18 protein-coding genes are annotated in these 17444 nt (G+C 55.8%); 14 read left to right on the plus strand and 4 right to left on the minus strand.

Annotation, left to right across the window (positions count from 1 at the left end; translation table 11 throughout):
* Positions 1–15: 15 nt before the first annotated feature.
* The 10 genes from mdtH to C1N56_RS11875 all read left to right on the plus strand — a co-directional run bounded on the left by mdtH (position 16) and on the right by C1N56_RS11875 (position 7825).
* Positions 16–1218: a multidrug efflux MFS transporter MdtH gene (mdtH, locus tag C1N56_RS11830; RefSeq protein WP_150360963.1), complete on the plus strand. Its 1203-nt coding sequence runs from the start codon at positions 16–18 to the stop codon at positions 1216–1218.
* Between the two features lie 89 nt (positions 1219–1307).
* Complete coding sequence (gene grxB / locus C1N56_RS11835) at positions 1308–1955, plus strand: glutaredoxin 2 (RefSeq protein WP_394516681.1); 648 nt, start codon at positions 1308–1310, stop codon at positions 1953–1955.
* Between the two features lie 115 nt (positions 1956–2070).
* Complete coding sequence (locus C1N56_RS11840) at positions 2071–2634, plus strand: lipoprotein (RefSeq protein ID WP_021506433.1); 564 nt, start codon at positions 2071–2073, stop codon at positions 2632–2634.
* 218 nt (positions 2635–2852) lie between these two features.
* Positions 2853–3899 carry a dihydroorotase gene (gene pyrC, locus C1N56_RS11845; protein ID WP_394516682.1) on the plus strand — a complete coding sequence of 349 codons (1047 nt, stop codon included), beginning with the start codon at positions 2853–2855 and terminating at the stop codon, positions 3897–3899.
* 68 nt (positions 3900–3967) lie between these two features.
* On the plus strand, positions 3968–4213 hold the full coding sequence (gene dinI, locus C1N56_RS11850; RefSeq protein WP_021506435.1) for a DNA damage-inducible protein I: 246 nt from the start codon (positions 3968–3970) through the stop codon (positions 4211–4213).
* Between the two features lie 144 nt (positions 4214–4357).
* Positions 4358–4627 carry a hypothetical protein gene (locus C1N56_RS11855; RefSeq protein ID WP_010617279.1) on the plus strand — a complete coding sequence of 90 codons (270 nt, stop codon included), beginning with the start codon at positions 4358–4360 and terminating at the stop codon, positions 4625–4627.
* A gap of 287 nt (positions 4628–4914) precedes the next feature.
* On the plus strand, positions 4915–5169 hold the full coding sequence (bssS, locus tag C1N56_RS11860; RefSeq protein WP_021506436.1) for a biofilm formation regulator BssS: 255 nt from the start codon (positions 4915–4917) through the stop codon (positions 5167–5169).
* Positions 5170–5275: 106 nt separating this feature from the next.
* Entirely contained in the window at positions 5276–6391 is a 1116-nt protein-coding gene (gene solA / locus C1N56_RS11865) for an N-methyl-L-tryptophan oxidase (protein WP_058769615.1), read from the plus strand.
* A gap of 284 nt (positions 6392–6675) precedes the next feature.
* On the plus strand, positions 6676–7248 hold the full coding sequence (locus tag C1N56_RS11870) for a cytochrome b (protein ID WP_058759455.1): 573 nt from the start codon (positions 6676–6678) through the stop codon (positions 7246–7248).
* 1 nt (position 7249) lies between these two features.
* A complete protein-coding gene (locus tag C1N56_RS11875; RefSeq protein ID WP_021506439.1) occupies positions 7250–7825 on the plus strand; it encodes a YceI family protein in 576 nt (191 codons plus the stop codon).
* 44 nt (positions 7826–7869) lie between these two features.
* Here C1N56_RS11875 and C1N56_RS11880 read toward each other — a convergent pair whose 3' ends face one another.
* Complete coding sequence (locus C1N56_RS11880) at positions 7870–8925, minus strand: oxygen-dependent tRNA uridine(34) hydroxylase TrhO (RefSeq protein WP_021506440.1); 1056 nt, start codon at positions 8923–8925, stop codon at positions 7870–7872.
* A 267-nt stretch (positions 8926–9192) separates the two neighbouring features.
* Here C1N56_RS11880 and C1N56_RS11885 point away from each other — a divergent pair, with 267 nt between their 5' ends.
* The 3 genes from C1N56_RS11885 to C1N56_RS11895 all read left to right on the plus strand — a co-directional run bounded on the left by C1N56_RS11885 (position 9193) and on the right by C1N56_RS11895 (position 11461).
* On the plus strand, positions 9193–10116 hold the full coding sequence (locus tag C1N56_RS11885) for a Kdo(2)-lipid IV(A) acyltransferase (RefSeq protein ID WP_021506441.1): 924 nt from the start codon (positions 9193–9195) through the stop codon (positions 10114–10116).
* A 558-nt stretch (positions 10117–10674) separates the two neighbouring features.
* Positions 10675–10941 carry a hypothetical protein gene (locus C1N56_RS11890; protein WP_021506442.1) on the plus strand — a complete coding sequence of 89 codons (267 nt, stop codon included), beginning with the start codon at positions 10675–10677 and terminating at the stop codon, positions 10939–10941.
* Between the two features lie 121 nt (positions 10942–11062).
* Positions 11063–11461 (plus strand): MysB family protein, encoded by a 399-nt coding sequence (locus tag C1N56_RS11895; protein ID WP_021506443.1) that lies wholly within the window; start codon positions 11063–11065, stop codon positions 11459–11461.
* Between the two features lies 1 nt (position 11462).
* On the opposite strand, the gene C1N56_RS11900 is transcribed toward C1N56_RS11895, so the two are convergent.
* The 3 genes from C1N56_RS11900 to C1N56_RS11910 form a co-directional block, all read right to left on the minus strand.
* The gene (locus C1N56_RS11900; RefSeq protein WP_021506444.1) at positions 11463–11702 is read right to left on the minus strand and encodes a YceK/YidQ family lipoprotein; all 240 of its coding nucleotides are present in this window, start codon (positions 11700–11702) and stop codon (positions 11463–11465) included.
* Positions 11703–11929: 227 nt separating this feature from the next.
* On the minus strand, positions 11930–14482 hold the full coding sequence (gene mdoH / locus C1N56_RS11905) for a glucans biosynthesis glucosyltransferase MdoH (protein ID WP_222951065.1): 2553 nt from the start codon (positions 14480–14482) through the stop codon (positions 11930–11932).
* The gene (locus C1N56_RS11910) at positions 14475–16010 is read right to left on the minus strand and encodes a glucan biosynthesis protein G (RefSeq protein ID WP_182688977.1); all 1536 of its coding nucleotides are present in this window, start codon (positions 16008–16010) and stop codon (positions 14475–14477) included. The genes mdoH and C1N56_RS11910 overlap by 8 nt, the downstream gene beginning before the upstream one ends.
* A 278-nt stretch (positions 16011–16288) precedes the next feature.
* On the opposite strand from C1N56_RS11910, the gene mdoC reads away from it, so the two are divergent.
* Positions 16289–17434: a glucans biosynthesis protein MdoC gene (gene mdoC, locus C1N56_RS11915; RefSeq protein WP_394516683.1), complete on the plus strand. Its 1146-nt coding sequence runs from the start codon at positions 16289–16291 to the stop codon at positions 17432–17434.
* The last annotated feature ends 10 nt before the right edge of the window (positions 17435–17444 follow it).

Genomic DNA, 17444 nt, shown 5'->3' on the forward strand with positions numbered 1-17444 from the left:
TGCTCAGGATTCAGCATGTCACGGGTTGCGCGGGCACGACGCCTTGGAAAAACGTTTCTGTTAGTCGATAACATGCTGGTGGTAATGGGATTCTTTGTGGTGTTTCCCCTGATCTCCATTCACTTTGTGGAACAGCTTGGCTGGGCCGCGCTGCTGGTGGGCATTGCGCTCGGCCTGCGTCAGCTGATGCAGCAGGGGCTTGGTATCTTCGGTGGGGCGATTGCTGACCGTTTTGGCGCGCGGCCGCTGATTGTCACCGGCATGCTGATGCGTGCCGCTGGTTTCGCCTGTATGGCGCTGGCGCATCAGCCGTGGCTGCTGTGGCTGGCCTGCCTGCTGTCCGGACTGGGCGGCACGCTGTTCGATCCGCCACGCAGCGCGCTGGTGGTGAAACTGGTGCGGGCACGCGAGCGCGGACGCTTCTTTTCGCTGCTGATGATGCAGGACAGCGCCGGCGCGGTGCTGGGCGCGCTGATTGGCAGCTGGCTGCTGGCGTGGGATTTCCGTCTGGTGTGCTGGGTCGGTGCGGCGGTGTTTGTCGTCGCCGCCATCTTTAACGCCGTGTGGCTGCCAGCATGGCGCATCTCTACGGAGCGTATCGCCATGCGCGAGGGAATGCAGCGTGTGTGGCGCGACCGCCGTTTCCGGCTGTATGTCTTTACCCTGACCGGCTATTACATTCTCGCCGTGCAGGTGATGCTGATGCTGCCGGTCATGGTCAATCAGGTGGCGGGCGCACCGGCGGCGGTGAAGTGGATGTACGCGATTGAAGCGCTACTGTCACTCAGCCTGCTCTATCCGCTGGCGCGCTGGAGTGAAAAGCGCTTCCGCCTTGAGACACGCCTGATGGCCGGGCTGTTTCTGATGACCTTCAGCCTGCTGCCGGTTGGCATGACCGATTCGCTGCCGTCGCTGTTTTTGCTGATCGCCGTTTTCTATCTCGGATCGATCATCGCTGAACCGGCACGTGAAACCCTGAGTGCGTCCCTGGCCAGCGCCCGGGCACGCGGCAGCTATATGGGATTCAGCCGGCTCGGCCTGGCAATTGGCGGGCTGATTGGCTACTCCGGTGGCGGCTGGATGTTTGATATGGGCCAGCAGCTGGCCCTGCCGGAGCTGCCGTGGATGCTGCTCAGCACCGTCGGTATGATCACGCTGCTGGCGCTGTGGTGGCAGTTCCAGCCGCGCCAGGTGGCACCGGCGATCTTCAGCAGCTAGTTTGCCGGTTCAGGCGTTCTCTTCCATACTTCCCGCACGTCCGGAAAAAGGGTGACCTCTGTCACCCTGAGAACCACAGGAGAAACGGGATGAAACTTTACATCTACGATCACTGCCCTTTCTGCGTCAAAGCACGCATGATATTTGGCCTGAAAAACCTGCCGGTTGAGCTGATTGTGATGCTCAATGATGATGAAGCAACGCCGAAAAAGCTGATTGGCCAGAAAATGGCACCGATTCTGCAAAAAGCCGATGGCAGTGCGATGCCGGAGAGCATGGATATCGTGCGCTTTGTCGATAATCAGGATCGCCAGCCGCTGCTGACCGGCAAGCAAAATCCCGCCATCGCCGACTGGCTGCGACGGGTCAATGGCTCCATCAACAAGCTGCTGCTGCCGCGCATCGCCGAGGCTGCGTTTGCTGAATTTGCCACCCCCGAAGCGCGTGATTACTTCCGCGAAAAGAAACAGGCCAGCCTCGGTGACTTTGCCGAACTGCGTAAGCATGCCCCGGGTTTCATCAAAAATATCAGCGATGATCTGCGCCAGCTGGATAAATTGATCGTCAAACCCAATGCGGTGAACGGCGAGTTGTCTGAGGATGACATTCATCTGTTTCCGCTGCTGCGCTCGCTGACGCTGGTTTCCGGTATCGAATGGCCGAGCCGTGTCGCCGACTACCGCGATAATATGGCAAAACAGACGCAGGTGAATCTGCTGTCGTCGATTGCGGCCTGATGGCGCTGTGATGAGAAGCGCGCGGCTGCGTTTCTCATCTCTCTCCTGGTGACACCTGGCCCTGAATCAGGCAGGCTTAAGGCTGTTTGGCCGTATCAACCAGGAAGAAGAAATCATGAAGAAGGCGTTTCCCGGGCTGTTTGCCCTGTTTTTTGCCGTGCTGCTCAGCGGCTGTAACCAATTGACGCAATACACCATCAGCGAGCAGGAAGTGAATCAGGCGCTGCAAAAGCGCAACAACTATGAGAAAGACATCGGCGTGTCCGGGCTGGTGAATGCCCATATTGTACTGACCGACCTGAGCAGCCAGATTGGCCGTGAAGAACCCGGCAAAGTGACGCTGTCTGGTAAAGCCAACATCAACGTCAGCTCGCTGTTTGGTCCGCAGCAGGCCGAAATGCAGCTGAAGATGAAAGCGCAACCGGTGTACAACGCGCAGCAGGGCGCCATCTATCTGCAGGACCTCGAAATCGTCGACGCGCAGGTACAACCTGAGAAGATGGCGTCGATCATGAAAACCCTTACGCCGTATCTGAACGAATCCCTCAAGCGCTATTTCAATGAAAAACCCGCCTACGTGCTAAGCGCCGACCGCAGCAAAGGCGAGGCGCTGGCGAAGAAACTGGCTAAAGGGCTGGAAGTGAAGCCTGGCCAGCTGGTGATTCCGTTTACCGATTAACATTGCAAGCAGCCGTTCTCAATGGCGGCCATGCATAGCGTGGCAGGATGCCGGCATTATTCTGCCCGCGCCTGCCACGCTGCTACGCAATTTGCCGCGCCTGCGGTTATTTCTCTGCCGCACTGCAAAATCCCGTGCAAACGGTTGCCCGCCCCCTTATGATTAGTCCCCGGCCTAAACGAGCCATTTCGTTTTCACCTCAGCCGGAGCCTTTTTGAATGACAGCCCAACCCCAGCAAATCACGATTCGCCGCCCTGACGACTGGCACATCCACCTGCGCGATGGCGCGATGCTCAATGCAGTGCTGCCCTATACCAGCGCGGTGAATGGTCGTGCGATTGTCATGCCAAATCTGGTTCCGCCGGTCACCAGCGTTGCGGCTGCCGAAGCGTATCGCGCACGCATCATGACGGCGCTGCCTGCTGAGCATCACTTCACGCCGCTGATGACCTGTTACCTCACCGATTCGCTCGATGCGGACGAAATCGAACGCGGCTTCCGCAGCGGTATTTTTACGGCGGCAAAACTCTATCCGGCACACGCCACCACCAACTCCAGCCATGGCGTCACCAACATTGCCTCCATTGCCAGCGTGCTGGAGCGCATGCAGGAAATCGGTATGCCGATGCTGGTGCACGGCGAAGTCACCGATGCACACATTGATATCTTTGATCGTGAAGCGCGTTTCATCGAAACCGTGCTGCAGCCGCTGCGCCAGCAGTTCCCGGGTCTGAAAGTGGTGATGGAACACATCACCACGAAGGAAGCTGCGGAGTATGTAGCCGCCGGCAATGAACTGCTTGGCGCGACCATTACGCCACAGCATCTGATGTTCAACCGCAACCACATGCTGGTGGGCGGCGTGCGCCCGCATCTCTACTGTCTGCCCATTCTGAAGCGCAACATTCATCAGGAAGCGCTGCGTAACCTGGTGGCAAGCGGCAACCGTCGCGTCTTCCTGGGCACCGACACGGCACCACACCTGCGCCACCTGAAAGAAGCCAGCTGCGGCTGTGCCGGTGTATTTAATGCGCCGACGTCGCTGCCCGCTTATCTGACCGTGTTTGAAGAGCTTGGCGCACTGGAGCATTTTGAAGCCTTCTGCTCTGAGAACGGCCCCAGTTTCTACGGCCTGCCGCTCAACGACGGTACCCTGACGCTGGTGCGTGAGCCGTGGACGGTGCAGGAGAGCATCACGGTCGCTGACGATACGCTGGTTCCGTTCCTCGCCGGTGAAACCCTTAACTGGCGCATCAAAGAATAATCATCTGCCGCTTGCCTTCGGGAATTTTATACTGTACAAATAACCAGTATATTATCCCGGAGGCGTTTATGCGTGTTGAAATTACCGTAGCAAAGACTCAGCCCCTTCCCGCCGGTGCACTGGATGCACTGAGCGCTGAACTCACTCGCCGTATCTCCCGCGATTTTCCCGACGACAATCATCACGTCAAAGTGCGCTATGCCGGTGGTAACCAGCTCAGCGTGTTTGGCGGCTGTAAAGAATCACGCGACCGCATCAGCGATATTTTGCAGGAAACCTGGGAAAGCGCTGACGACTGGTTTATTACCGATTAACCGCCACTGTGCCGTTTTTGCCGGGCCCGCCGCCCGGCTTTTTTGTTTTTATTTCCCGCTCGCCAGAAAAACCCGCGCCAGCTAGACTCTGATTAAACGATGTCCTATTCTTGCCTCGTCGTGCTTACAGGAGGTGTGTTGCACATGACTACTGAAAAACCAGAAGAGGCGATGACGTTTGGGGAATTGCTGGCCTTCATTGCTGAACAGCAACGCCGTTTGACCGTGCTGGAAAATGCCTTTGCTACGCTGACCTTCTGTCTGGACGATCGCGCCAGCCAGCTGCTGGCACACAATCTGACGCTCGAAGCGCAAAATCAGAATCATGACGCTCAGTTACAGCAGCATTTTGCCCGGCTGGCGGACGAGATCCACCGGCGCAAAGGGCAGTTGCCTGCCGAGTCGCAGGGATAATTTCAGATTTTTACCCTGGCGTTCAGCCCGTTAAAGTTTTAATGCTGAGATGCCGATAATCGGTATGACGACATGTTGCGCTGCGACAATAAATACCCAGCTGCGTAAGGCGTTTATTTATTCGTTGAAAACCGGCTTTTGGCTGCTTTTATTTTGCTGTGTTTTTAACCACCACACTTTTTAACTACTGTACTGTTAATTCCATGTTATAATTATCTCGCTAGTGCAAGATACAGACGCATTGAACCTCGAAAGCACTTCGTTTAACGAGTAATAAGGAGGTTATAATGGACAGAAGTAAAGACGTCATCCAGACCCATCCGCTGGTGGGATGGGATATCAGCACCGTTGACAGCTATGACGCCATGATGATCCGCCTGCACTCGCTATCATCGCAGGACCAGAAAGAAGAAGAAGCTGACGTGGGCCCAACATACTGGCTGACAACTGACGTAGCCAGACAGTTTATCTCTATCCTCGAAGCTGGCATTGCAAAGATCGAGTCCACTGAGCAATACCTACGCGATAATCGCAAGCACTAATCATCACCATCGCGTGAAAAGGCACCCTACAGGGTGCCTTTTTCATGGGCGCACTCTTTTGATATGCTATTGAAAAAAATCGCCGTTTTGCAGGAGTGATGTCGTCATGGTTTATGATCTGATTGTGGTGGGAAGTGGTTCCGTCGGAGCTGCCGCGGGTTTCTACGCAACCCAGGCGGGCCTGTCGGTGCTGATGATCGACAGCGCGCACCCGCCCCACAGCCAGGGGACGCATCACGGCGAAACCCGCCTGATTCGTCACGCTTACGGCGAAGGTGAACGCTACGTGCCGCTGGTGCTGCGCGCCCAGACGCTGTGGGACGAGCTGGAGCGCCAGAGCGGCGAACGCATCATGCACCGCAGCGGCATTCTTAATCTGGCACCGGCCAGCTCGGATTTCATTCACAACGTGATCGACAGCGCTAACCGCTGGCAGTTGGCGGTGCAGGTGTTACAGGCCGATGAGGTGCGTAAACGCTGGCCGCAGCTTAGCGTACCGGACGGCTACGTAGGCGTATTTGAGCCCAACTCTGGCTTCCTGAAATGCGAACAGGCGGTACGCAGCTGGGTGCAGCTGGCGGAACAGGCCGGCTGCGCGCAGCTGTTTAACTGCCCGGTCAGCGCGATTGGCCGCGAGGGCGATCTGCAGCAGGTCACCACCAGCGATGGCGTATTCCGCGCGCGCAAGCTGCTGATCAGCGCCGGCACCTGGGTCAGTCAGCTGGTGGACAATCTGCCCGTTACGCCGGTGCGCAAGGTGTTTGCCTGGTATCAGGCCGATGGGCGCTACAGCGAAAATAACCAGTTCCCCGGCTTTACGGTAGAGATGCCGGATGGCAGCCATTTCTACGGCTTCCCGGCAGACAATAATGCCCTGAAAGTGGGACGCCACGATGGCGGTCAGCCGATGCAGACGCCAGCGGACCGCAAACCGTTCGGCAGCATCGCCGCTGACGGTAACGAAGCCTTTAGCTTCCTGCGCCAGTTTCTGCCAGGCGTAGGTGTGTGCCTGCATGGCGAAGCCTGCAGCTATGACAATACGCCGGATGAAGACTTTATTATCGATACCCTGCCCGGCGAGCCTGACCGACTGATTATCACCGGCCTGAGCGGCCACGGGTTTAAATTCGCCAGCGTGCTGGGTGAACTGGCCAGCGAGTTTGCGCAGAATAAACCGTTCTCCTTTGACCTCACGCCCTTCTCACTTACGCGTTTTGCCTGATCGTGTTGCTGCCGGTGCAGAGCGCACTGGCAGTCATTGACCTTTCCTGACACAAATTTACTTTCCGCCCGCGTTTATGGCGCATTTGGTGTAGCAATAGTCATAGCCGCCAGGGCTAAAACGGCTATTTGCTTATCTATTCAGAATTATTGAATTACACCGCCAGCCTTTCGCCATATATATCGAACCCCTAAATTCAAAGTTATAGAAAAGTAAGGACGATTGATTTTCTATTTCAGGTTGTAGATTCTCATTACCACTTATTTCCTGATAACGGCTTAACTATGTGGCGTAATTCTCCACGACATTACGGTGCGTTAACCATTGCGTTGCACTGGCTGATGGCGCTGACGATTTACGGTATGTTCGCGCTGGGTTTATGGATGGTCGGGCTTGGCTACTACGACGGCTGGTATCACAGCGCCCCTGAGATTCACAAAGGCATCGGCATCTTACTGTTTGCCGCTCTGCTGCTGCGCCTGTGCTGGCGCGTGATATCGCCGCCGCCGGCACCGCTCACCAGTTACTCGCCGCACGTGCGCCGTGCCGCCCATGCGGCGCACTGGCTGCTGTATGGCCTGCTGCTGGTGTTGCTGATCAGCGGCTATCTGATCTCTACCGCAGACGGCAAGCCGGTCTCAGTGTTTGGCTGGTTTGAGGTACCGGCACTGTTTACCGGCGCGGGTGAGCAGGCCGATGTCGCCGGTGAGGTCCATTTATGGCTGGCGTGGGCTCTGGTGCTGTTGTCTGCCCTGCACGCCCTGGGCGCGCTGAAACACCATTTTGTCGATCGCGACATGACGCTGAAACGGATGCTCGGTTACCGCATCCCCTTAACCTCTGAAAAGGAAAAGTAATATGATCAGGAAAACCCTGCTGGCGCTCAGCGCCGCTGCCCTCTTTTCGACCAGCCTGAGTGCCAGCGCGGCTGAGTATAAGTTTGATAAAGAGGGTCAGCACGCGTTTGTCCAGTTCCGCATTCAGCATCTTGGCTACAGCTGGCTGTACGGCAGCTTTAAAGATTTTGATGGCAGCTTTACCTTTGATGAAGCCAATCCGGCCGCGGACAAGGTCAACGTGACCATCAATACCAACAGCCTCGATACCAACCATGCCGAGCGCGACAAGCATTTGCGCAGCGCGGATTTCCTCAATACCGGCAAATTCCCGCAGGCCAGCTTCAGCTCGACTGAGGTTAAAAAACAGGGCAAGGATTATAAGATCACCGGCAACCTGACGCTCAACGGCGTAACGAAGCCGATCACGCTGGATGCGCAGCTGATTGGGGAAGGCAAGGATCCGTGGGGCGGTTATCGCGCCGGCTTTGCCGCCAGCGGCGAAATCGTGCTGAAAGAGTTCAACATCAGCAAAGATCTCGGTCCGGCCTCGCAAAAAGCCGAGCTGATCATTTCAGTCGAAGGTGTGCGTCAGTAATCAGCAGTACAGCCTGGCGGGCAATGCGCCAGGCTGTTAAGCCGTTACTTTTTGTCCGGCGCGGGGATCGCCATGGTCATGTTGAGTAAACCGCGCGATTTATTGAACACTTTGTTGCCATTTTCACGGCCAGCGCGGCGCGCGCGCTGCTCTTCCGGCGCCAGTTTCGACTCTTCCATGCACAGCGGGCTGCAGCAGTTCTGATACTTTTCTGCACAGCTCGGGCACTGGATAAACAGCAGATGGCAGCCGTCATTAACGCAGTTGGTGTGGCTGTCGCACGGCGCACCACACTGATGGCAGCTGGAGAGAATATCGTCAGAGATACGCTCGCCCATGCGCTCGTCAAACACGAAGTTTTTGCCTTTGAAGCGCACCGGTAAACCCTGCTCGCGCGCGCGGCGGGTATATTCGATGATGCCCCCTTCAATGTGGTAAACATCATCAAAACCGTTGTGCTTCATCCACGCACTGGCTTTTTCACAGCGGATGCCGCCGGTACAGTACATGACGATTTTTTTGTCTTTCTGCGCCTGCAGCATATCCACCGCCATCGGCAGCTGATCGCGGAACGTATCGGCTGGCACTTCCAGCGCGTTGTCGAAGTGGCCCACTTCGTATTCGTAGTGGTTACGCATATCCACAAACACCGCATCCGGATCGTCGAGCATGGCGTTGACTTCGGCCGCTTTAAGATAGTTACCGACGTTACTGGCGTCGAAGCTACCGTCTTCAATACCGTCAGCCACGATGCGATCGCGTACTTTCAGGCGCAGCACCCAGAACGATTTGCCGTCGTCATCCAGCGCGATGTTCATGCGCAGATTGTCCAGCGCCGGGTCAAAGGCATAGAGCATCGCCTTCATCGCCTCATAGCGACTGGCCGGCACGCTGATTTGTGCATTAATCCCTTCCTGCGCCACGTAGACGCGGCCGAACACCTTCAGCTGGGTTAAGGCAACATAGAGACGGTCGCGGAATGCCTGTGGATCGGCAATCTGGAAGTATTTATAAAAAGAGACTGTGGTACGCGGCTCGGTTTCGGCCAGCATACGTTCTTTCAGCTCTTTATTGGAAACGAGGTTGTGTAACACTGGCATGGTGAACACCTGTTAGCAATCAGAGAAATTTAGCGCGCATATGATACCTGAATTGAGCGTGATGCAAAGCCTCTGGTGCAATTCTCCTGCCATCAGCCACAATCGACGGGGTTCTGCGTTGTGCTCGCTAATATCTGCGCAGAAATGCTGTTCGTCGTGCGCTGACGCACGGATGGTTGATTTCAGTCAGAGAGAAAAAATGGCATAATCCCGGCCAATTACAGAAACCGGACTCTCTGGTACACGACGCAGGACATTGATATTTCCATGACGCAACTTCCGCAATTTACCCGCGAACTCCTTCATCCACGCTACTGGCTGACCTGGCTGGGCATCGGTTTCCTCTATGTGCTGGTGCTGTTGCCCTACCCGCTGCTGTACGTGACTGGCTGCGGGCTGGGACGCCTTGCCATGCGTTTTATGAAGCGTCGTGTCCAGGTTGCGCAACGCAATCTGGCGCTGTGCTTCCCGGATATGCCGACCAGCGAACGTGAAGCCATGGTGAAGCACAATTTCGAATCGGTGGGAATGGGGCTGATTGAGACCGGCATGGCGTGGTTCTGGCCGGACTGGCGTATTCGTAAATGGGTCAGCACCAGCGGCCTGGAGCACGTTACCGAGGCGCTGGCCCAAAAGCGCGGCATTCTGCTGATTGGCATGCACTTCCTGACGCTGGAGCTGGGCGCGCGCGTGTTTGGCATGTACAACCCGGGCATTGGCGTGTATCGCCCTAACGACAACAAGTTACTGGACTGGCTGCAAACCTGGGGACGCATGCGTTCCAATAAAAGCATGCTGGATCGCAAAGATCTGAAAGGCATGATCCGCGCCATGAAGAACAACGACATCATCTGGTATGCGCCCGATCACGACTACGGCCCGCGCAGCAGTGTATTCGCCCCGTTCTTCGCCGTTCAGGAAGCCGCGACCACCACCGGCACGCATATGCTGATTCGTCTGGCCAATCCGAGCGTGGTGCCGTTTCTGGCACGCCGCCTGCCGCACGGCCGCGGCTACGAACTGAAAATGATGCCGGATATCCGCCACAAATTCTCACTGGAGAGTGAACTGGATACCGCTATCGTGATGAATAAAGTGGTGGAAGAGACGGTGTTGCTGGCGCCTGAGCAGTATATGTGGCTGCATCGCCGCTTTAAAACCCGCCCCGAAGGGCAGCCTTCACGCTATTGATCGGTTGCGGGGTATTATCAATGCCCCGCGTTATTTACCGCACATTTGCCTTAATTCATGTGATTCTCTGCGCAGTGGCGCGCAAAAAAAGGCCCAGCCTGAACTGCTATGTCTTCCACTCGCTGACACTTAAGTTAACGGCAGCCTTTACGCCTCCTGCTGCTATCTTGCGCATTAATCACGGTTTTTCGCTGCTACGCTAACGCTTTCTCCCTCGCCCGCCGCTGCTTTTCAGTGCCTGAGTTTATACAGCAATACGCGTAAAATTTGACGGGTGCGGATCTGATTTTGACGACTTCCAGGCCTTTTCCTATTTAATTTTACTCAGGCTTGCCTTCTTACTTACTTATCTAATAAATTTTACTGATTAAACAAGTGTTTGTCTGAAAGTTCACCGCCATATTCTCTTTTGATTAAAAATTCATCTTTAATATATCTTTATGGAATTGGTTAGCCCGATTGAATCCAGTTAGTTTCGACCCTGACAGTTAGTTCGTTAACTGCGCGTTTAAAAATATAAAAAGATTACACACAGCAAATATATTCAGGACACATAATATGAATAAAGGTATCTACTACTACGTGACGATCAGTACCGATCAGGAGGGTTACCATCTGCTGCATCGGAAGGAGTGTAAACGTCTGCCGGTTAAGGAGGATATGGTGTTCATCGGTACGCTCTATAATTTAAATCAGGCTTTGGCCACCGCACGAATTAATTTTAAAAAGGTGAAACCCTGTATTAAATGCTGCATCCGTTATTCTGCACCCGTGTTACGCGAGTCGGTACGACCGGTTCTGCACTTTCCGCAAAAAATGATGTAACCGGCGCGGGTGGATGACTTTTTACGCATCCACCCCGTCATTGTTCTCTCCCGCCCTGACAGCTGCCAATTTTCGTCTATTCTTCTGTGAAATCCCTTTTTGCACTGACAAGGAGTTGCAGATGAGCCTGTATAGTACGTTAGAAGAAGCCATTGAAGCCGCACGCGAAGAGTTCCTCGCCAGCCAGCCTGAACTGGAGCAGGATGACGCCAGCGTCAGCCAGTTTGCGCTGCAGAAGTACGTGATGCAGGATGGCGACATTATGTGGCAGGCGGAGTTTTTCGCTGATGAAGATGGCCAGGGCGAATGCCTGCCAATTTGCAGCGGTGAAGCGGCGCAGGCGGTGTTCGACGGTAATTTCGATGAAATTGAGCTGCGCCAGGAGTGGCAGTCGGAAAATACCCTGCACGAATGGGATGAAGGCGAATTTCAGCTGGAGCCGCCGCGCGACCTGGAAGAAGGCGAGGCAGCGGCCGAAGAGTGGGAAGACGACGACAGTCCGTCAGACAACTGGGCGTAAGTTACTCGTACGGGCCGTGCTGTGCGTCAACCGGCAGTAGCAGCGTGTCCATCACCAGCGACAGCGGCAGATCGAGAATGGTCAGCACGCGCCACGGCCCGTCACGCACATCCCACTGCACGCCCGGATAATACTGGTTACCGTGCCCCTGTCCGGGTACGGTCCGGCTGATAATGCTGCCACAGCCCGTGAGCAGTAAAATGGCGGCGCACAGCGCAATTAACTTCAGGCAATATTTCACTGCATTTACTCACCCTGAACTGACACCCCTGATTCTGATGTGCGTCAGTGACTGTTTAAATGTGCTCAGGAACGCTGGCACGCGTCATCGCGCCATTTTAGCTGCGGGTGCAGCTAAACCGCTATGTCTTTATGCGTAAAGATTGTGTGAGGCGCGTTAAGCACTTCGCTAAAGCGCAGGCATAAAAAAAGCGGCATCGCTGCCGCTTTTTCATCACCGTTAGCCTGTCAGGCGCGCTGAGGCAGCGCCTGCGGGTTAAGCGTGAGTTTCTGATAACTCTCTACCCACTGATGATATTTATCCGCACTTTCCCACAAGCGCGTGTGCACGCGCGCCAGCACCACCGGATCGCTGATCAGCTGCAGACGCTGTTCGCGATTCAGTTTTTCCGGTGCATCGCTCAATGCCTGATCGACGCGGCGATCGCGTGCGTGATCCAGCAGTGCGCTCTGCTTATGGCGCGATGTCGCCATCGCCGTCGCCAGCGCGTTGAACGCCGGATTGAACAGCGCATGCATAAAGCCATGCTTCAGCGCACGTTCCCGGTTCAGCTGCAGATAGTGATCGGTGTCGACCAGCTCTTTCGGCGGCTCATACTCTTCCGGGATCAGGAACAGCTTTGCACGCTTACTCTTCAGCCCGACCGTGGCACGACTCGACATCACCGAGACAAACGGCGACAGAATCAGCGAGAAGACGATTGGCGCCAGCCACCACAGGAAGTTGAGATCGAGCACGCCCATCCCGACGGCCCAGACAATGCCCAGCAGCATCTGTGAACCATGGCGACGGAACGCTTCGCTCCACGGCGTGGCGTCATCGTCACGCTGCGGCGAGTTCCACACCACTTCCCAGCCGAGGAACGCGCTGACCACAAACACGGTGTGGAATAGCATGCGCACCGGTGCCAGCAGCACCGAGAACAGCATCTCCAGCAGCAGCGAGAGGAACAGGCGGAATGCGCCACCGTACGGTTTCGCCCCTTTAAACCAGATTAGCACCACGCTGAGCAGTTTTGGCAGGAACAGCAGCACCAGCGTGGTGGAGAACAGCGCAATGGCCAAATCCGGACGCCACTGCGGCCACACCGGGAACAGCTGACGCGGCTGCAGGAAGTAGGTCGGTTCCATCAGCGTATGCACCACCTGCAGGGCGGTCGACAACGCAAGGAACATAAACCACAGCGGTGCCGACAGGTAGGACATCACGCCGGTCAGGAACACCGCGCGGTGCACCGGGTGCATGCCTTTTACCAGGAACAGGCGGAAGTTCATCAGGTTGCCGTGGCACCAGCGACGGTCACGCTTCAGCTCGTCCAGCAGGTTCGGCGGCAGCTCTTCATAAGAACCCGGCAGATCGTAGGCGATCCACACGCCCCAGCCGGCACGACGCATCAGCGCCGCTTCCACGAAGTCATGTGACAGGATCGAACCGGCGAAGGAGCCTTCACCCGGCAGCGGCGCCAGCGCACAGTGTTCAATAAATGGCTGCACGCGAATGATGGCGTTGTGCCCCCAGTAGTGCGATTCGCCCAGCTGCCAGAAGTGCAGACCAGCGGTAAACAGCGGCCCGTAAACGCGGGTGGCGAACTGCTGACAGCGCGCATACAGCGTATCCATGCCTGACGCCTTTGGCGACGACTGGATAATACCGGCGTTCGGGTTCGCTTCCATCATGCGCACCAGACCGGTGAGACACTCACCGCTCATCACGCTGTCGGCGTCCAGCACTACCATGTAGCTGTAGTTGCTGCCCCAGCGACGGCAGAAGTCATCGATGTTGCCGCTTTTACGCTTCACGCGGCGGCGACGACGGCGATAGAAGATCTTGCCCGCCCCACCGACATCCCGCACCAGCTCCATCCACGCTTTTTGCTCGGCGATGGCGATGTCGGCATCGTAGCTGTCGCTCAGGATGTAAACATCGAAATGCTCCGCGTTACCGGTGCGTTTCACCGACTCCCAGGTGGCGCGCAGACCGGCGAACACGCGTTCCACGTCTTCGTTACAGATTGGCATGATCAGCGCGGTGCGATGTTCCGGATTGAGCGGCTCATCCCCGGTGGTCGAGTACGAGATGCTGTACTTATCGCGGCCGATCAGCAGCTGCAGGAAGCCCATCAGCGCGGTCCAGAAACCGGCCGATACCCAGCAGAACAGGATGGCAAACAGGAACAGGATGCCAGTCTGCAGAATATACGGCAGGATCAGCTCCACCGACTGCAGCCAGTTCTGGTTAAACAGCTCGACCGGATCGAGCAGCGTCCAGCCCTGATACGGCAGAATGGTTTTCATGTACCAGGTGGCGACCACGGTCTGCAGAATGGTCAGAATCAGCAGCACGTAGCGACGCATGGAACCCACGTGGCGCCATTTGTCTTCCGCTTTCTGCTCTTCCACCGTGGCATAGCGTGGGTTGCCTTTCTGCCCGCGCAGGGAATCCCAGGCGCGCGCGATCGGGTTAGTCCGCCAGGCTTCCGGGAACATCAGCGAACGCTTCACTGGCGGCATCGCCTTCAGCGTGGTGCGGTCGAGATAATCTTTACTGAGCTGCTGGCCACCGGCGAGCGAATCCGGCCACGCCATGGATACGCGCGACGAGACCGATTTCAGCGGCGCATCGTCCGGCCGTTCGCTGGCGGCGATATCCTGCCCCAGCGCGCTGTGAATGGCATGAAACGCCTGCGCATTCTGCAGCGAGGCGCTGAGCGTGGCGCGTGCTGCCGCATCAAGCGGCAGCGCCTCCACGTAAGATTGAGGTAAATAAGTCGATTTATTCATTGGCAGGTAACTGATAGCTCCAGGTTTCCGTCAATGTCTTGTCGCCGCTCACCAGCGCCGCACGCATTTCGGTCGGCTGCTTGTTGTCTTTCACGCGCAGACGCAGCACGAGACGCCAGCCTTTGGTGACCGGATTGTAGCGTACGCTCTGCTCGACCACGTCGGCGTTGTTACCGACGCTGACCTGCGGCGCCACCTGGGTGTTTTCCGGCAGCTTGCTCATCGCTTTACCAACAAAGTCCACGGTAAAGGCGATGGAACCATCCGGCTGACGCACCAGGTTAGACTGCTTCACATCGCCCGCAGAACGCAGCGTGTCTTTCACCCAGGCCACATCGTCCTGGTGCAGCTGGTTTTCATCACGCGTAAAGTGCAGACGGTATTTGAAGTTCATCTCTTTGCCTGGCTCTGGCAGGCTCTCCGGCGTCCAGAAGGCCACGATGTTATCGTTGGTTTCATCTGCCGTCGGGATCTCCACCAGCTCTACGCGGCCTTTGCCCCAGTCGCCCTGCGGCTCAACCCAGCCGCTTGGACGCAGATCATAGCGGTCGTCCAGGTCCTGGTAATGGCTGAAGTCACGGCCACGCTGCAGCAGACCGAAGCCTTTCGGGTTTTCGATGGTAAAGGTGCTGACCGCCAGGTGTTTCGGGTTATTGAGCGGACGCCAGATCCACTCGCCATTTCCGGCGTGAATCGACAGGCCGTTCGAATCATGCAATTCCTGACGGAAGTTGCTGACCGGCGACGGCTGGTTAGCGCCAAACAGGAACATACTGGTGAGTGGGGCTACGCCGAGTTTGCCGACGTTGTCACGCAGATACACTTTAGACTGCACGTCCACGGTGGACTCTTTGCCCGGCTGGATCACAAAGCGATAGGCACCAGCGGCGCGCGGAGAATCCAGCAGCGCATAAATCACCAGCTGTTTATCCTGCGGCTTCGGCCGCTCAATCCAGAACTCTTTAAAGCGCGGGAACTCCTCACCGGAAGGCAGCGCGGTATCAATCGCCAGACCACGCGCCGACAGGCCATACACCTGGCCTTCGCCAATCACGCGGAAATAGCTGGCACCCAGGAAGCTGGTGATCTCATCGTCTTTACCCTTTTTATTTAAAGGATACAGCACTTTGAAACCGGCAAAACCGAGGTTTTTCACCGCATCGGCATCGTGTTTCACGTTGCCGAAATTGAAGTAGTCAGGGTTATATTTGATTTCACGTACCGAAGACGCGGTGACTTCATTGATTTTCACCGGCGTGTCGAAATACATGCCCTGATGATAGAACTCGAGCTTAAACGGCGTGCGCAGTTTGCCCCAGTATGCTTTGTCGTGGTTAAACTGGATCTGCTGATAGTCAGCAAACTTCATTTCACGAAACTGAGAGGGTAAATTGCTTTTTGGCGCTTCAAAACCTTTCCCTGCCAGCGCCTTAGCTTGCTTTGCCACATCATCAATGTTGAACGCCCAGCTATTGTTGGCGTACAACGCCAGCAGAACTGCTGCGCCTACCCAGCGCATCTTCACCAGCCCGCCATTATTCTTCACTTTAGTCAGCACATCCCCCCCTTTCGTGTGCTTAGATCAAACCCATTTATCTTAAAGGATTATTCGGTTTTCCGACAGCTTATGTAAAAGATTGTTCCCCTGATTCGTAAGCCGAAAGTGTACTTTTCGGATAATTAAACCCGGAAGATTAAGAAACAGATTCACCTGATAGTATACGCTGTTTACAGCCGGTAGAATTTCGTCCGGCATAATCCGGTTTCAGGGTGAAACCGGCAAGTAAACTGACAAACCGGAAGCTTATGAGTTCAGCCAAACCCGAACGTGAATATTTCCTCGACTCGATTCGAGCGTATTTAATGCTGCTGGGCGTGCCTTTCCACGTCTCGCTGATTTACTCGACCCAACGCTGGTCGGTTAACAGCCAGGACGCCTCACTGTGGCTGACGGTGCTGAATGATTTTATTCACGCCTTCCGCATGCAGGTGTTCTTTGTTATTTCAGGTTATTTCTCGTATATGCTCTATCTGCGCTATCAGCCCAACCGCTGGCTGCAGGTGCGGCTGGAGCGCGTCGGCATTCCGCTGTTAACCGCGGTTCCGCTCATTACCCTGCCACAGTTTTTTATGCTGAAAAATCTCACCAGCAAAGTCGGCGACTGGGCAAACTTCTCGCTGTATGACAAGTACAACGCACTGATGTGGGATCTGATTTCGCACCTGTGGTTTTTACTGGTACTGGTGATTCTGACCGCGTTTGGCATGCTGAGCTTCCGCTGGCTGCGTGATCAGCAGCGCCGCATCGATTATCAGCAGGTTGGCTGGGGCAAGCTGACGCTGGCCCTGCTGGCTTATGCGCTGGTGTGGTGCGCCTTCCGTCGGCTGATTTTCCACTTTGCCCCCGCGTTGTTAATGGATGGCCTGTTCAGCATTGCGGTAATGCAGTCGCTGTTCTTCCTGCCGTTCTTTATGCTGGGTGCACTGAGCTGGAAACATCAGGCGCTGAAAGCGCTGTTTGTGCGTTTTAATCCGGTGATGTGCTTTGGTGCCATTGCGGTGTTTATCGCGTACAGCCTGAATCAGCGCTACAGCAGCGGTGAAGGCTGGCTTTACGAGCTTGATGCCATCATTTCTACACTGATGGGCTTGTGTATGCTGAACGTCTGCTTCAGCTTCGGCCACAAGCTGCTGAACAGCCACTCGCCGCGCATCATGTATCTGGTGAACGCGTCGCTGTTTATTTATCTGGTGCACCATCCGCTGACCATCCTGTACGGCATCTATGTTACGCCACACATCAGCAGTAATACGCTGGGCTTCTTTGTCGGCCTGCTGATGGTGTTTGGCGTTGCCTTTGCCCTGTACGAAATTCATCTGCGTATCCCGCTGCTGCGCTTTTTGTTCTCCGGCAAGCCGCAGCGTAAACCAGAGACCTCCGCGCAGACGTAACGGCGTGCTT

It is taken from the genome of Pantoea sp. SGAir0175 (assembly GCF_043547855.1).

What these genes read in the sequence shown, in the direction of transcription:
- pyrC (WP_394516682.1), top strand. Translation starts at nt 2,853, where the DNA reads ATGACAGCCCAACCCCAGCAAATCACGATTCGCCGCCCTGACGACTGG.
- C1N56_RS11895 (WP_021506443.1), top strand. Translation starts at nt 11,063, where the DNA reads ATGAGCCTGTATAGTACGTTAGAAGAAGCCATTGAAGCCGCACGCGAA.
- C1N56_RS11855 (WP_010617279.1), top strand. Translation starts at nt 4,358, where the DNA reads ATGACTACTGAAAAACCAGAAGAGGCGATGACGTTTGGGGAATTGCTG.
- bssS (WP_021506436.1), top strand. Translation starts at nt 4,915, where the DNA reads ATGGACAGAAGTAAAGACGTCATCCAGACCCATCCGCTGGTGGGATGG.
- C1N56_RS11870 (WP_058759455.1), top strand. Translation starts at nt 6,676, where the DNA reads ATGTGGCGTAATTCTCCACGACATTACGGTGCGTTAACCATTGCGTTG.
- solA (WP_058769615.1), top strand. Translation starts at nt 5,276, where the DNA reads ATGGTTTATGATCTGATTGTGGTGGGAAGTGGTTCCGTCGGAGCTGCC.
- C1N56_RS11875 (WP_021506439.1), top strand. Translation starts at nt 7,250, where the DNA reads ATGATCAGGAAAACCCTGCTGGCGCTCAGCGCCGCTGCCCTCTTTTCG.
- C1N56_RS11890 (WP_021506442.1), top strand. Translation starts at nt 10,675, where the DNA reads ATGAATAAAGGTATCTACTACTACGTGACGATCAGTACCGATCAGGAG.
- C1N56_RS11885 (WP_021506441.1), top strand. Translation starts at nt 9,193, where the DNA reads ATGACGCAACTTCCGCAATTTACCCGCGAACTCCTTCATCCACGCTAC.
- dinI (WP_021506435.1), top strand. Translation starts at nt 3,968, where the DNA reads ATGCGTGTTGAAATTACCGTAGCAAAGACTCAGCCCCTTCCCGCCGGT.
- grxB (WP_394516681.1), top strand. Translation starts at nt 1,308, where the DNA reads ATGAAACTTTACATCTACGATCACTGCCCTTTCTGCGTCAAAGCACGC.
- C1N56_RS11840 (WP_021506433.1), top strand. Translation starts at nt 2,071, where the DNA reads ATGAAGAAGGCGTTTCCCGGGCTGTTTGCCCTGTTTTTTGCCGTGCTG.
- mdoH (WP_222951065.1), bottom strand. Translation starts at nt 14,482, where the DNA reads ATGAATAAATCGACTTATTTACCTCAATCTTACGTGGAGGCGCTGCCG.
- mdoC (WP_394516683.1), top strand. Translation starts at nt 16,289, where the DNA reads ATGAGTTCAGCCAAACCCGAACGTGAATATTTCCTCGACTCGATTCGA.
- C1N56_RS11880 (WP_021506440.1), bottom strand. Translation starts at nt 8,925, where the DNA reads ATGCCAGTGTTACACAACCTCGTTTCCAATAAAGAGCTGAAAGAACGT.
- mdtH (WP_150360963.1), top strand. Translation starts at nt 16, where the DNA reads ATGTCACGGGTTGCGCGGGCACGACGCCTTGGAAAAACGTTTCTGTTA.